Below are 14,355 nucleotides of genomic sequence, written 5' to 3'. Positions count from 1 at the left end.
TTATTTGAGTAGTTTTGCAAAAAGAATTATACCTTGTTTAGATGTGGATAACGGACGAGTGGTTAAGGGAATTAACTTTGTTGGACTTTGTGATGCAGGTGATCCTGTAGAAGTTGCAAAAAGATATAATAATGAAGGTGCAGATGAAATAACTTTTTTAGATATTACTGCAAGTCATGAAAATCGAGGGACAATTGTAGATATTGTGAAAGAAGTTGCAAAAGAAGTTTTTATTCCTCTTACTGTTGGTGGAGGTATAAGAAAACTTGAAGATATTTACAAGCTACTAAATGTTGGTTGTGACAAGGTTTCTATTAATTCATCTGCTGTTACAAACCCTGATTTAATTAATGAAAGTGCAAAACGATTTGGTAGCCAGTGTATAGTAACCGCTATTGATGTAAAAAAAGTAGAAGATGGTTCCTATCATGTTTTTGTAAAAGGTGGACGAGAAGATACAGGACTTGACGCTGTAGCATGGGCAAAAGAAGTATATGATAGAGGTGCTGGAGAAATTCTACTTACTTCTATGGATACTGATGGTGCTAAAACAGGATTTGAGTTAAACATTACTGAAAAAATTTCTTCAATGATTGATATTCCTGTTATTGCATCTGGTGGTGCTGGGACTATGGAACACATGAAAGAAGCTTTTGAACATGGAGCAAGTGCTGCCTTAGCTGCATCAATTTTCCATTTTAAAGAAATTGATATTATGGATTTAAAAAGATATCTAAGAGATAATAATATACCAGTAAGGATATAATATGAAAGTTAAGTTTTTATTTTTAATTGCCCTACTTCTACCTATTTCACTATTGTCATATGAAATTAGTTTTAATAAGAAATTTTCAAAATCTGTTGCTCCTGATATTTTAGTTGCAAGTGTAAATATTAGTATTGAAAATGAATCTGAAGGCTTTATAGCTTCACATATAGAAAAATTTACTAAGTATATTGATAGAAATAAAACAGTTCAAAAAAGCCATGGAAATGTAACTATAAGTCCAAAATATAAGTATTTTAAGAATACTCAAAAGTTTATTGGTTACCATGGAAATTTAAGATATACAATTAAAGGTGAAAGTGCAAAAAATATAAACTCTTTTATTGATGATTTAATAGCTTTAGAATCAAAGTACGATAAAGATAACGTTAAACTTAGAATTTCAAAGCTTTCATGGACTGTTAGTAATAAACTTTATGAAAGTAATCAAGATACATTAAGGATTGATGCTTTTAAATGGATTGAAGTATATGCAAACTCTTTAAAAAATGAAATATCTAAAGAATGTGAAGTGAAAAATATTAATATTAACCAATCAAGTCCACAAGTTTTTAGAGCAAGAACTGCACAATCTCTTACAGAAAAACGAATATCAAATATTGCACCTATTAGTACAAATGTAGAAATTAAAATTGAACCAAATTTTGTTTTGGAGTGTAAATGATAATTTGCGCAGGAAGAAATGAAACTTTTATATTTGCTAATGCAATGGGTGTTGGCTTGATTGAATCGGCAATTAATTTAACTAAAAAATGCCTAGAAGATAAACCTGAATTTATAATTTTTGTAGGAAGTGCAGGTTCTTATGGAGAGCATGAGATATTTGATATTGTTGAATCAAAAAGTGCTTCAAATATTGAATTATCTTTTCTTTCAAATGATTCATATACACCTTTAGATAAAATTGCCCAGTCAAAAAATGAAATGCTAAGAGATGACACAATTGTTAATTCATCAAATTATATTTCAACAAATGAAGAATTATGTAAGAAATACAATGAATATGGTGTAGGAATCGAGAATATGGAGTTTTTTTCTCTTGTTCAAGTAGCAAAAGAATTTAATATTCCAATTGCAGGTGTATTTATAATAACAAATTATACAAATGAAAATGCACATAAAGATTTTATAAAAAATCATAAAATTGCGATGGAAAAATTAAGTGAATATTTACTTAATAAGAACATCATAAAATAAAATAAAAAAAAATAATAGAAAAGAAATGGAAAAGTAATGGCAAAAGAAGGAACACCCTCAATATATGACTTCTCACTTGATGAATTAAAAGAGACTTTAAAACCATCATTTAGAGCAAAACAGATATATAACTGGTTATACAAGCAATACGCATCTTCGTATGATGAGATGAAAAATATACCAAAAGATTTGAAAGAAGAACTAGAAGAAAAATACCCTATTGATGTAATGAGTATTTTAAAAAAAGAAGTAAGTACTGATGGAAGTATTAAATATCTTTTTAAATTAAGAGATAATTTAACAGTTGAAGCTGTTTTATTACTTATGAAAGAAAAAAAGAAAAACGAAGAAGGTGTAATTGTAAGAAGTGAAAAATACACTGTTTGCGTCTCTTCTCAAGTTGGATGTAAAGTAGGCTGTACTTTTTGTTTAACTGCAAAAGGTGGCTTTGTTAGAAACCTTACAGTTGGCGAGTATATTGCACAAATTGTAAATATTAAAAGAGATAATGATATCCCAGCTAATAAATCAGTAAATATAGTATATATGGGAATGGGTGAGCCACTTGATAACTTCAAAAACTTTACACGTGCTGTAAATGTATTTAGTGAAGAAGAGGGATTATCTATTAATAAAAGAAGACAAACTGTTTCTACTTCTGGTGTTGCTTCTAAGATTGAGAAACTAGGGGAGTTTGATTTAGGAATACAATTAGCTATTTCACTTCATGCTGTTGATGATGACTTAAGATCTGAGTTAATTCCTATGAATAAAGCCTATAATATTCAAACTATTATTGATGCGGTTAGAAAATTCCCTGTTGATACAAGAAAAAAAGTGATGTTTGAATATCTTGTAATCAAGGGTAAAAATGACAGTATTGAAGCTGCTGCTAAATTAATTAAACTATTAAATGGTATAAATGCAAAAGTAAATCTAATTTTCTTTAATCCTTATCCAGGAACTGATTATGAAAGACCAGAAGTTGCTGATATGATTAGATTTAAAGACTATTTAAATGATAGAGGACTTATTTGTACTATTAGAGAATCAAAAGGTATAGATATTTCTGCAGCATGTGGACAGTTAAAAGAAAAGGATGCAAATGGGCTTACTTGAGATAGGATTACTAATATTTATAGCAATTGTAGCAATAGTATCAGGCGTAGGATTTTACATATATAATAAAAAAGAGGAGAAGTAAGAAATGGCAATTACAAGATTTGCACCAAGTCCAACAGGATATTTACATATTGGAGGACTTAGAACTGCACTTTATTCTTATCTTTGGGCTAAAAAAACTAATGGTGAATTTAAATTAAGAATTGAAGATACTGATAATGCTAGAAATAACGAAGATGCTGTAAGGGCAATATTAGAAGCTTTTGAATGGGTTGGAATGCCAAGTGACTGTGAGATTGAATACCAATCTAAAAGAGTTGATATTTATAAAAAATATATCGCACAACTTTTAGAAGAAGGTAAAGCTTATAAGTGTTACATGAGCAGAGATGAACTTGATGCTTTAAGAGCAAAGCAAGAAGCTGCAAAAGAAAATCCAAGATATGATGAAACTTGGAGACCAGAAGAGGGTAAAGTATTACCTCAAATTCCTGCTGATATTGAACCAGTTATTAGAATTAAAGCTCCAAAAGAGGGTGCTATAACTTTTGAAGATGGTGTAAAAGGTTCTATGAAATTTGAAGCTAATCAAGTTGATGATTTTGTAATTGCTAGGGCAAATGGAATGCCTATTTATAACTTTGTTGTGGCTATTGATGACCATTTAATGGGAATGACTGATGTATTAAGAGGTGATGATCACTTAACAAATACTCCAAAGCAAATTGTAATTTATAATGCTCTAGGTTTTGAAGTACCAAAATTCTTCCATATGCCAATGATTAATAACCCTCAAGGTAAAAAACTATCTAAAAGAGATGGAGCTATGGATGTTATGCAATATAAAGCTGATGGTTATCTTCCAGAAGCTTTATTAAACTTTCTTGTTAGACTTGGTTGGTCAAATGGAGATCAAGAAGTATTCTCAATGGATGAAATGCTAGAACTGTTTGATCCAAATAATATTAATAAGTCAGCATCTTCATATAATGCAGAAAAACTTTTATGGTTAAACTCTGAATATATAAAAGCTGTTTCAAATGATAGATTAGTAGAGGAGTTAAAAGCTTTTGATTTAGATTTAACACACTACAATAAGAAAACAGAGATACTAGATTTAGCAAAACAAAGAGCACAAACTTTAATTGAATTAAAAAATGCTGTTAATACAATTTTAGAAGTACCAACTTCATATGAAGCAAAAGGAAGTAAAAAGTTTGTTAAAGAAGGAACAGTAGAGTTTTTAAATAAATATCTAGTATTATTAGGTGAAAATAAAGACAATTTATATTCAGTTGATAAAGTTGAAGCAATTACAAAACCATTTATTGAAGAGAATGGTTTAAAATTTCCTCAATTATTTCAACCAATTAGAATTGCATTAACAGGTGGAACACAAGCACCTTCTGTTTACGATATTATTTCTATTTTAGGTTACGATGAAACTCGGTCTAGACTTGATAGAGCAATAGAAAAGAACTTCGACAAAGAATAAAATCAACTTACATTTTAGGTGCCAGATGGTACCTAAAGTGATTACCTATAATTTCAGTTTATAACCTATCCCTTTTATAGTAATTATCATATCTTTTCCTAAAACTTTTCGTAAGTTTTTTATATAAGTTCTAATAGTTGTAGCAGTTGGTACTTCATCATAAACCCAGTTATTCAATGAAATTTCATCTATTGAGACAGCTTTATTTTTATTTTTTAATAAATATTCAAAAACTTTTGCTTCTGTTTTTGAAAGATGAGTTTGCTTATTTTCAAAGATTATATCTTTTGTATTATAATTATATGAGAAGTTTTGGCTTAAAACTTTTATCTCTTGATTGTCTATTTGTCTTAATCTTTTTATATTATTAATACGCAAATTTAATTCGCTTAAAGTAAAAGGTTTTTTAATATAATCATCAGCACCAGAATCGAACCCTTCTTGCATATCTTTCGAAGTATGCAAAGAAGTAATATAAATGCTTGGAATATCAATTTGACGCTCTTTTAAGCTTTTCAATAAATCAAAACCATTTAATGAAGGTACATTTACATCAAGAAGTAATAAATCAAATGATCTTTCATAAATAGCTTCAATTGCTTCTTGACCATCAAAAGTTGTATGAACTTCATGTCCTAATTCATCTAAAAATTCTTCTATGATTTCATTTAATAAGGAATCATCTTCTAGTAGTAATATTTTCATTCTAGAAGTATAGTTAATTTTACATGGAAAGTATATGGAAAAAAGCTTTTATGTTATACTCTTGCAAAAAATATGAAAAACAGGAGTTTTATATTAAATTAACACAAAGTGAAAAAAGAACATTTATAAGATTTCTTGGTCTATATTTAGGTAGTTCATTTTTTTTGATACTTTTTATTGCAATACTTTATTTTCAAAATGAAAAAAATGTATATTTTGATTTAACAAAAACAAAAATGCAAAATATTGTATCTAATATCGGATCACAAGTTATTCTTGCACATATGCAAGGTAAAACACTTGATAAATCTCAATTTTTAAAAAGTGACCTCTATCAAATATCATTTTATGACAAATATAAAAATAAGTTATATGGAAACTTAGAAGAAAAAGTTGATTTTTCAAAAAAGATTATTCAAAAAGAAAAATATTTTATTTTAGTGCATGATGATGATTATGGACATCTAGGAATATTTCATATTGCTATAAAAGAAAACTTATATTATCAAAAGATTATTGACTTAAGAAATGAAATCATAATTCTTTTTCTAATTATATATTCTATTTTGGGATTAATTGGATTCTATCTTGCTCGTTTATTTTTAAAACCAATAAAAGATGAAAGAGAAAAGTTAAACAACTTTATAAAAGACACTACCCATGAATTAAACACACCAATAAGCGCAATTTTAATGTCTTTGGAAAATGAAAAATTAAGTAAAAAACAAATTGAAAGAGTGCGCTTAGGTGCAATTAAAGTGAGTGATGTATATAAAGATTTAACATATATTTTTTTAGAAGAAAGAGAAACAAAGACTAACCTAGAAGAAATTTCTTTAAAAATTTTAATCGAAAAAGAATTGAAATACTTTGAAGTCTTAGCTGAAAAAAAGAAAATAATAATAGATGTTAACTTAGAAGACTTAAAATATAAAATTGATGAATCAGACTTTATTAGAGTTTTTAATAATCTCTTATCAAATGCTATAAAATATAATAAACAAAATGGTTCTATTAGTGTTTTATTAAAAGAAAGAAAACTTGTTATTAAAGATTCAGGTATTGGAATTGATAATGATAAAATTAAAGATATTTTTAATAGATATTATAGAGCTACAAAGGACAATGGTGGCTTTGGGTTAGGACTTAATATCGTAAAAAATATATGTGATGAATACAATATAAAAGTTGATGTTCATTCAAAAGTAAAAGAAGAAACTACTTTTACTCTTACTTTTTAAGTTACTTCTATTTCCTCCACACTTTCTCCTCATTAAATATATATACTTCTTTAAATTAAAAAAGGAGTTTATATGAACTTATTCAAATTATTAACAATACTTGCTTTAACATTTGGTTTTTTAAATGCAGAACGAATCTTTCAAGAAGGTGAAAAAAATGGCTATAAAATTGTACTTAAATCAGAAAAGTCCTTAGTTGTTGGAGATAATATTTTCTTTGTCACTTTATTAAAAGATGGAAAAAACTTTACAAATGCAAAAGTTAAAGCAAAGTTTTTTATGCCAGAAATGCCTGGTATGCCATATATGGAATTTAAAGATAAAGCAAAATTAATTGAAAATAAATATCAAATGAAAATAAACTTTTCAATGGGTGGAACTTGGCAATATCATTTACTATTTAAAACAGAAGATGGAAAAGTACATAAAATAAGATCAAGTGTAAACTTATAGGTTTTATTATGTTAAAAAAGACTCTTCTATTCTCATCACTACTGTTTTTTAATATTTTAAATGCTCAGAATATAAATAGTTTAATAGATTATAGTTTTAAACAAAACTATAATCTAAAAGCTTTAGAACAAAGTATTAAAAGTGCAAAAGAACAAATAGAACTTTCTTCTAAATGGAATAATCCAAATTTATCTTTTGGTGTAAATGATATACAGTTTGATGATGTTTCAAGAAGAGATTTAGAACCAATGCAATCTGCATTTATAGGTATTTCGCAAGTGGTACCTATAAATGATAAACTTAAAACAAAAGAGAAAATAGCTAAAAATGATTATGAAATATCAAAATATTTATTAGAGGATAAAAAACTAGAATATAAATCTAAAATATATGAATATGTTTATTATATAAAGTTAGTAGAAAAGAGATTAGCTTTATATGAAGAGTTTAAAATAAATACTAAAAATCTTGAAAAACTATTAACGCAACTTTATACATATAATAAAGCATCTCAAGTACAAATATTGAATACACAAATATTATATGAAAATTTAAAGCTAAAATCACAAAAATTAAAAACAATATTAAATACAATAAATTTAAAACTTGAGCAAATAACATATAAAAAAATAGAAGATATAGATATTAATCTAAGTGTAAAAGAAGTGAAGTTATCTATGGCTATTGATACTCATCCGATGATTTTATTATTAGAGCAAGCATCAAAGAAACAAGATAATATTTCTGTTTTAGAAAAAGAAAAGAAGAATTCAGATGTAAAAGTTTCACTTAGTTATTTTCAAAGAGATAGTAAATATGAAGATTATGTAAATGTTTCTTTATCTATTCCTTTATCTATTTATGGAAGTGAAGATTTAAAAGCTAAAAAAGCAAAAATTAAAACTCTTGAATTAAATCATAAACTCCAAGATACAAAAATGACTTTTATAAATAAAATCAAAACTTATCAAAGTAATATTAATGATTCTATAAAAACAATAAATATTATTGAAAATAATATCCTTCCAAAATTTAGTCATTTACAAAAAGTTTTAGAAGCATACAATTCAAACGGTTTTTCAAATAATATTGATTCAAGTTCTCTTATAAAAAATCTAAATGAAATTATAAAATATAAACTACAAGCTATTGATGAAAAAGAAAAATATTTCACTGCAATAGCAAAATCAATGTATTTAAGAGAGGAAGTCCAATGAAATATATCTTAAGTGCCCTAATAATAGGCTTTACAATACTGAATGCTCAAATTCTTGAAGTTTCACAAGTATTCAATAAAAAGCTCGTCAAAGTACAAAAAGAGCATATAGGTACTTTAAAAAGCTTTTATGGAACAAGTGCTTTAAATGAAACAAAAATTTATGATATTGTTACAAGATTTGATGGATATATTACAAATTTATATGCAAACGAACAATATAAAAGTATAAAAAAAGGAAAAGCACTTTTTACAATATATTCTGATGAAATAAATTCAATACAGCAAGAATTACAAATTGCTAAGAAATTTAATAAATCATTAATAAATAGTAATATTGAAAAACTAAAAGCTTTAGATATAAATTCTTCAACTATTAAAAGAATAAAATCTTCAAAAAAGACAATTAAAAATATTTCATTTTATTCTCCTTCAAATGCAATTATTTTACAAAAAAACATTAACAAAGGAAGTTTTGCTAAAAAAGGAAAACTTTTACTCCAGCTTGCCTCTTTAGATGAGCTTTGGTTTATAGCTTCTGTTTATCAAAAAGATTTAAGCTTTATAAAAAAAGATATGAAAGCAAGAATATATCTTGATGGAATAAAAAAACCTATAGTTTCAAAAGTTGATATGATTTATCCTACACTTGATTTAAAAACTAAAACAGTAGATGTAAGATTTGTATTAGAAAATAAAGATTTAAAACTAATTCCTAATATGTTTGGAAAAGTTGATATTAAAACTATTGAAAAAGAAATGCTTACTTTACCTAAAACAGCAGTACTTTCAAAAGGGGATAAGTTTTTTGTTTTTCAAAACCTTTCAAAAACAGAATTTGAACCAATAGAAGTAAAAGCAAAAAGAATTTCTTCTAATAAGTATGAAATTATAGAAGGTTTAGAAGAAGGACAAAGTGTAATAAATAATGCACTGTTTTTACTTGATTCTGATGCTACTACAAATGGACTTTATAGTTCAGATGATGACGATGACTGGTAATAGGTAGTAGGAAAAACAATGGTTGAAAATATAATCTCATATAGTATAAAAAATAAATTCTTAGTTCTTTTTTCTATAATAGTCTTAACAATTGCTTCTTTTTGGGCTGTAAAAAACACATCTTTAGATGCCTTACCAGATTTATCACCTCCACAAGTAATTGTGCAAGTAAAATGGGCAGGGCAAAGTCCAAAGACAATAGAAGAGCAAGTCTCATATCCTTTAATATCAAATTTAATGAGCTTACCAAATATTGATACAGTAAGAGCTATGAGTTCTTTTCAAAATGCTTTGATATATATTATATTTAAAGATGGTACAGACCTTTATGATTCACGAAATAGAATACTTGAACAACTTTCTCAACTTCAAGGAACATTTCCTCAAGGTGTTGATGTTGCAATTGGTCCAGATGCAACAGGTGTTGGTTGGGCTTATGAATATGCTCTTAAATCTGAAAGTAAATCTTTAGATGAATTAAGAACATTACAAGATTATTACTATAAATATGCCTTGCTTGGTGTTGATGGAGTTAGTGAAATTGCTTCAATTGGTGGGTTTATAAAAAACTATGAGATTACTTTAAATCAAGATAGATTAGTTCAATATAACATTAGTATTGATGAGGTTAAAAGTGCCTTAGTAAAAAACAATGACGAAAAAGGCGGTCGAATTATTTTAGAAAATGGTTTTGAGCATATGATTCAAGCAAAAGGCTATTTAAAATCACGTGTAGATATTGAAAATATTACAGTAAAAACAAACAACTCAATACCTTTAAAAATAAGTGATATTGCAAATGTGAATATTACTTCAACAAATCGTCGTGGAATGGTAGATTTAAATGGTGAAGGTGAAACAGTAGGTGGAATTGTAGTTGTAAGATATGGTGAGAATCCATACTCAGTAATAAAAGCAGTAAAAGAAAAAATCAAGACTTTAAATGTAGAAGGTGTGCAAGTAGTTGAAACTTATGATAGAACATCGTTAATTGATAAGGCTATTGATACATTAAAAAATACACTTATTGAAGAATCAATTATTGTGATGATTATTACTGGTTTATTTTTATTTCATTTTAGGTCTGCACTTATTATTATAATAACACTACCTCTTACAGTTTTAATCACTTTTTTACTAATGAAAGCATTTGGAATGGGTTCAAATATTATGAGTTTAGGAGGAATTGCTATTGCTATTGGTGCAATGGTTGATGCAACAATTGTAATGGTTGAAAATGCTCATAAATATCTTCAAGGAAAAGAAAATATTTCAAATGAGGAAAGAATTAAAATTATAATTAAGTCTGCTAAGCAAGTTGGACGTCCAATATTTTTTGCATTAATATTAGTTGTAGTTTCTTTTTTACCAATTTTTGCACTAACAGGACAAGAAGGAAGACTTTTCACTCCCTTAGCTTTTACAAAATCTTTTGCAATGATTAGTGGAGCAATTTTATCAATTACAATTGTTCCAATATTAATGATATTTTTAATACGAGGAAAACTTTTAAGTGAAGATAAAAACTGGTTAAATAAGTTTTTCGTCACTTTATATTCTCCTTTGCTAAAGATATCTCTTAGATTTAGATATTTAATAGTATTTATTTTTTTAGCAACAATAATTGCAGCATATCCTGTTTATAAGAAGCAAAATTGGGAATTTATGCCAATGATAAATGAACAAACTTTTATGTATATGCCAGTAACTCCCTATGGTTTAGGAATTGATTTATCAAAAGAGCTTACACAAAAAACAGATAAAATCTTAAAATCTTTTCCTGAAGTTCAAACTGTATTTGGAAAAGCAGGTCGAGCTGATACTGCTACAGATCCTGCACCTTTAGCAATGATTGAAACTATTATTACTTTTAAACCACAAGAGCAGTGGAGGGAAGGAATGACATATAAAAAGTTAATGCAGGAAATGGATAAAAAACTTCAAATAGCAGGGCTTATAAATTCTTGGACATATCCAATTCGAGGACGTATTGATATGCTTTTAACTGGTATAAGAACACCTCTTGGAATAAAATTATATGGGAATAGTCATACACAATTAGAAATTACAGCAACTTTAATTGAGCAAAAACTAAAAAAGTTTGATAAAACTCTTTCGGTATCAACAGATAAGATTAATTCAGGGTATTATTTAAATATTGATGTAAAAGAAGAAATGCTTGCAAGATTTGGAATAAATAAAAATGATGTACTTTCAACAATATCACTTGGTGTTGCAGGCTCAAAAATATCAACTTTTATAGATGGCTTAGAGAGATATCCAATTAGCTTAAGATTTGAAACTACTCAAAGAGAAGATATAACAGTTTTAAATAATCTTCAAATTAAAACAAAACTAGGTTTTCAGCCTTTAGAAATGTTTGCAAATTTAAAGTATGAAGAAGGACCTTCTGTAATTAAGTCTGAAAAAGCTTTAAATGTAAACTTTATCTATATAACACCTAAAAATGATATATCTGCAAAACAGTATAAAGATGAAGCAAAGCAGTTATTAAAAGATATAAAACTTCCTAATGGGTTTTATTATGAGTGGGCAGGGCAAAGTGAGTATTTAGAATCTGCTATGCAAAGGCTAATGTATATTATTCCTTTAACTTTTGTGCTGATCTTTATTTTGATTTATTTTGCACTAAAAAATATTACATATACAATGATTATATTTTTCACCCTTCCTTTTGCACTCACAGGTGGAATATTTTACTTAGACTATTTAGACTTTAATATATCTATTGCAGTTATAGTTGGCTTTTTAGCCTTACTTGGTGTTGCTGCTGAAACTTCAATTGTAATGCTAGTTTATTTACATGAAGCAATGAATGAATTAAAACAAAAATGTATAAAAATTGAAGATAAGGATATCTTTGAATATATTTATAAAGGAGCGGTATTAAGACTTCGCCCAAAACTTATGACATTATTTGCAATTTTAGGTGGTTTAATTCCTATTATGTATATAAATACAGTAGGAAGTGAAGTAATGCAAAGAATAGCAGCACCAATGATAGGAGGAATGATATCATCTGCGTTTTTAACTTTGATAATAATTCCCTCGATATTCTATATTTTAACTTTAAGACAAAAAAATTAAGTATAAAAAAGACTATAAATAAGGGGTTTATTGAGAATTTTTCATAAAAATATATAATATTTTGTAATCTAAACATTCACTACACAATAAAAATGTATAATTCCCTTGTACATATGAAAGAGATAAGAAAAAAATGACGCTTTTTTAAATAGAAAAGTAAATAATATATATGATAAGATAATTATCAATTAAAATACTAAGGAAATAAAATGAATACTAAAATGAAATTAGCTGGAATTATGTTAGGAGCTGCTTTAACAACTACATCTGCATTTGCTGCAGGAAGTTCATGTGGAGCTGGAAAATGTGGTGGTGAAGCTAAGAAAGACATGAAAAAAGGTTCTTGTGGAGCTGGAAAATGTGGTGGTGAAGCTAAGAAAGACATGAAAAAAGGTTCTTGTGGAGCTGGAAAATGTGGTGGTGAAGCTAAGAAAGACATGAAAAAAGGTTCTTGTGGAGCTGGTAAATGTGGTTCAGATAAAAAATAATTTTTAAAAAGAATAAACAATGATAAATTTAAATGGATGTGGACTAGGGCTTAGAAGTGATTTTTTACTTGATATAGAATCAAGTAAATTTCAACCAGATTGGTGGGAGGTAACTCCTGAGAACTGGATGCATATGCCAAGGCTTTATGAAAAAGCTTTTGAAAAAGCAGTTTTTTCTAAACCTACTGTTGCACATGGTTTATCTTTATCAATTGGTTCTGCTGACAAACTTAATAGAAAGTTTGTCAAGCAAATCAAAACTTTCCTAGATAGATATAATATAGAGTTCTATTCTGAACATCTTTCCTTCTCATCAATAGACAATAAACAATCATACGAATTATTACCATTACCAATGACAAAAAAAATGATAGAGATTGTAAGTGATAGAGTAAAAGAAGTTGAGGATATAATTCAAAGAAATCTAATATTAGAAAATGCAACATATTATTTAGTTCCATACGCTGAAATGGCAGAGGTTGATTTTATCAATGAAGTAATGGAAAAATCAGGTGCTAAAATGCTACTTGATGTAAATAATGTTTTTGTAAACTCAGTGAATCATTCATTTAAAGCACGAAAATTTATTGACCAGCTTGATAAAAGTAAAGTAGCATATATGCATATGGCTGGACATTACTTTGATGAAGATTCAGGACTTAAAATTGATTCACATGGTATGCCTATTTGTTCTGGTGTTTGGAAACTTTTAGAATATACACTAAAACAAATTGATGCTCCTGTTATGATTGAAAGAGATAATAACGTACCACCTCTTGATGAACTTGTAGTAGAATACAAAAAAATGGAAAGTATTTGTAAGGCTGTTCGTAATGCAAAATAAAAAACCACTTGAAAGAGAAGTTCAAGATAGATTCATTGATATTATAAGTGAACAAAAAGAAAACTCTACAAATTCAGTTTATAATGTTTATCAAAAATTAGTCTTTTATAGATATGAAGAAATTATAAAAACTACATTTATCGAATTTTGCAAGTATATAAGTGAAGATGAATTAGAAAAAAGTATATATGAATTTTTAAAAAATCCACCAAGTACACCATTTGTATGGCAAATAGCAAATGATTATAGAAAGTTTGTAAAAAAACAAAAGCTTTTTCACGATAGAAAATATTTGTATGAACTATTATATTTTGACTGGATTGAAGTTGAAATATACATGAAAGAGTATAAAAAAATAAAAGTAAAAGATTTTGATTGGAATAAAAGCTATAAATTAGCTCCAAGTGCAAGACTTAAAACTTTTAATTTTGATATTATTAATAAAGAACATAAAAATAAAAGAGAAAATTTTTTAATTATATATTATGACTATAAAAGTGATGAGGTATTATTTAGAGAAATTAATCAGTTCTTATATGTACTAATAAAACAATCGAATAAAAAACAAAGTATTCTAAAAATTTTAGAAGCTTTATGTATAGAAAATGAAATAGATTTGGAAGAGGCTAAAATGGTTTTATATGAGCCTTTAAAAGAGTTACTATTTTCAAAGGCTATTTATTAAAACCTAAGTTCT

At 27.0% G+C, this 14,355-nt stretch carries 14 protein-coding genes; 13 read left to right on the top strand and 1 reads right to left on the bottom strand.

The genetic code is table 11. The features are described from left to right. Nucleotides 1-4 precede the first annotated feature (4 nt). From hisF to gltX, 5 genes are all read left to right on the top strand, one after another. Nucleotides 5-766 carry an imidazole glycerol phosphate synthase subunit HisF gene (gene hisF / locus D3Z07_RS09570; RefSeq protein ID WP_122893748.1) on the top strand — a complete coding sequence of 254 codons (762 nt, stop codon included), beginning with the start codon at nucleotides 5-7 and terminating at the stop codon, nucleotides 764-766. Between the two features lies 1 nt (nucleotide 767). Next, nucleotides 768-1,451 (top strand): SIMPL domain-containing protein, encoded by a 684-nt coding sequence (locus D3Z07_RS09565; protein WP_122893747.1) that lies wholly within the window; start codon nucleotides 768-770, stop codon nucleotides 1,449-1,451. Beyond that, nucleotides 1,448-1,984: a phosphorylase family protein gene (locus tag D3Z07_RS09560; RefSeq protein WP_122893746.1), complete on the top strand. Its 537-nt coding sequence runs from the start codon at nucleotides 1,448-1,450 to the stop codon at nucleotides 1,982-1,984. Before D3Z07_RS09565 ends, D3Z07_RS09560 begins: the two co-directional genes overlap by 4 nt. A 36-nt stretch (nucleotides 1,985-2,020) precedes the next feature. Next, nucleotides 2,021-3,103, top strand: a complete 1,083-nt coding sequence (gene rlmN / locus D3Z07_RS09555) for a 23S rRNA (adenine(2503)-C(2))-methyltransferase RlmN (protein ID WP_076082869.1) — start codon at nucleotides 2,021-2,023, stop codon at nucleotides 3,101-3,103. 88 nt (nucleotides 3,104-3,191) lie between these two features. Then, on the top strand, nucleotides 3,192-4,601 hold the full coding sequence (gltX, locus tag D3Z07_RS09550) for a glutamate--tRNA ligase (protein WP_076082872.1): 1,410 nt from the start codon (nucleotides 3,192-3,194) through the stop codon (nucleotides 4,599-4,601). Nucleotides 4,602-4,646: 45 nt separating this feature from the next. Here the strand turns inward: gltX and D3Z07_RS09545 are convergent, their stop codons facing one another. Continuing rightward, nucleotides 4,647-5,306, bottom strand: a complete 660-nt coding sequence (locus tag D3Z07_RS09545) for a response regulator transcription factor (protein WP_076082874.1) — start codon at nucleotides 5,304-5,306, stop codon at nucleotides 4,647-4,649. 50 nt (nucleotides 5,307-5,356) lie between these two features. Between D3Z07_RS09545 and D3Z07_RS09540 the strand changes: the two genes are divergently transcribed. The 8 genes from D3Z07_RS09540 to D3Z07_RS09505 all read left to right on the top strand — a co-directional run bounded on the left by D3Z07_RS09540 (nucleotide 5,357) and on the right by D3Z07_RS09505 (nucleotide 14,343). Next, the gene (locus D3Z07_RS09540; protein WP_083657295.1) at nucleotides 5,357-6,547 is read left to right on the top strand and encodes a sensor histidine kinase; all 1,191 of its coding nucleotides are present in this window, start codon (nucleotides 5,357-5,359) and stop codon (nucleotides 6,545-6,547) included. A 72-nt stretch (nucleotides 6,548-6,619) separates the two neighbouring features. Then, nucleotides 6,620-7,000 carry a FixH family protein gene (locus D3Z07_RS09535; RefSeq protein ID WP_076082877.1) on the top strand — a complete coding sequence of 127 codons (381 nt, stop codon included), beginning with the start codon at nucleotides 6,620-6,622 and terminating at the stop codon, nucleotides 6,998-7,000. 8 nt (nucleotides 7,001-7,008) lie between these two features. Further along, nucleotides 7,009-8,217 carry a TolC family protein gene (locus D3Z07_RS09530; protein ID WP_076082881.1) on the top strand — a complete coding sequence of 403 codons (1,209 nt, stop codon included), beginning with the start codon at nucleotides 7,009-7,011 and terminating at the stop codon, nucleotides 8,215-8,217. Next, on the top strand, nucleotides 8,214-9,218 hold the full coding sequence (locus tag D3Z07_RS09525; RefSeq protein WP_076082884.1) for an efflux RND transporter periplasmic adaptor subunit: 1,005 nt from the start codon (nucleotides 8,214-8,216) through the stop codon (nucleotides 9,216-9,218). The genes D3Z07_RS09530 and D3Z07_RS09525 overlap by 4 nt, the downstream gene beginning before the upstream one ends. Before the next feature lie 18 nt (nucleotides 9,219-9,236). Continuing rightward, nucleotides 9,237-12,326: an efflux RND transporter permease subunit gene (locus tag D3Z07_RS09520; RefSeq protein ID WP_122893745.1), complete on the top strand. Its 3,090-nt coding sequence runs from the start codon at nucleotides 9,237-9,239 to the stop codon at nucleotides 12,324-12,326. A gap of 209 nt (nucleotides 12,327-12,535) precedes the next feature. Then, a complete protein-coding gene (locus D3Z07_RS09515; protein WP_122893744.1) occupies nucleotides 12,536-12,814 on the top strand; it encodes an HvfA family oxazolone/thioamide-modified RiPP metallophore in 279 nt (92 codons plus the stop codon). A gap of 19 nt (nucleotides 12,815-12,833) precedes the next feature. Beyond that, the gene (locus tag D3Z07_RS09510; RefSeq protein ID WP_076082892.1) at nucleotides 12,834-13,658 is read left to right on the top strand and encodes a DUF692 domain-containing protein; all 825 of its coding nucleotides are present in this window, start codon (nucleotides 12,834-12,836) and stop codon (nucleotides 13,656-13,658) included. Further along, nucleotides 13,648-14,343 carry an HvfC family peptide modification chaperone gene (locus tag D3Z07_RS09505; protein WP_076082894.1) on the top strand — a complete coding sequence of 232 codons (696 nt, stop codon included), beginning with the start codon at nucleotides 13,648-13,650 and terminating at the stop codon, nucleotides 14,341-14,343. The genes D3Z07_RS09510 and D3Z07_RS09505 overlap by 11 nt, the downstream gene beginning before the upstream one ends. The last annotated feature ends 12 nt before the right edge of the window (nucleotides 14,344-14,355 follow it).

Source organism: Arcobacter peruensis, from assembly GCF_003711085.1.
GTDB classification, from domain to species: domain Bacteria; phylum Campylobacterota; class Campylobacteria; order Campylobacterales; family Arcobacteraceae; genus Poseidonibacter; species Poseidonibacter parvus.
The sequence above is the reverse complement of the archived record's forward strand: the minus strand, read 5'-3'. Positions and strand labels throughout refer to the sequence as shown.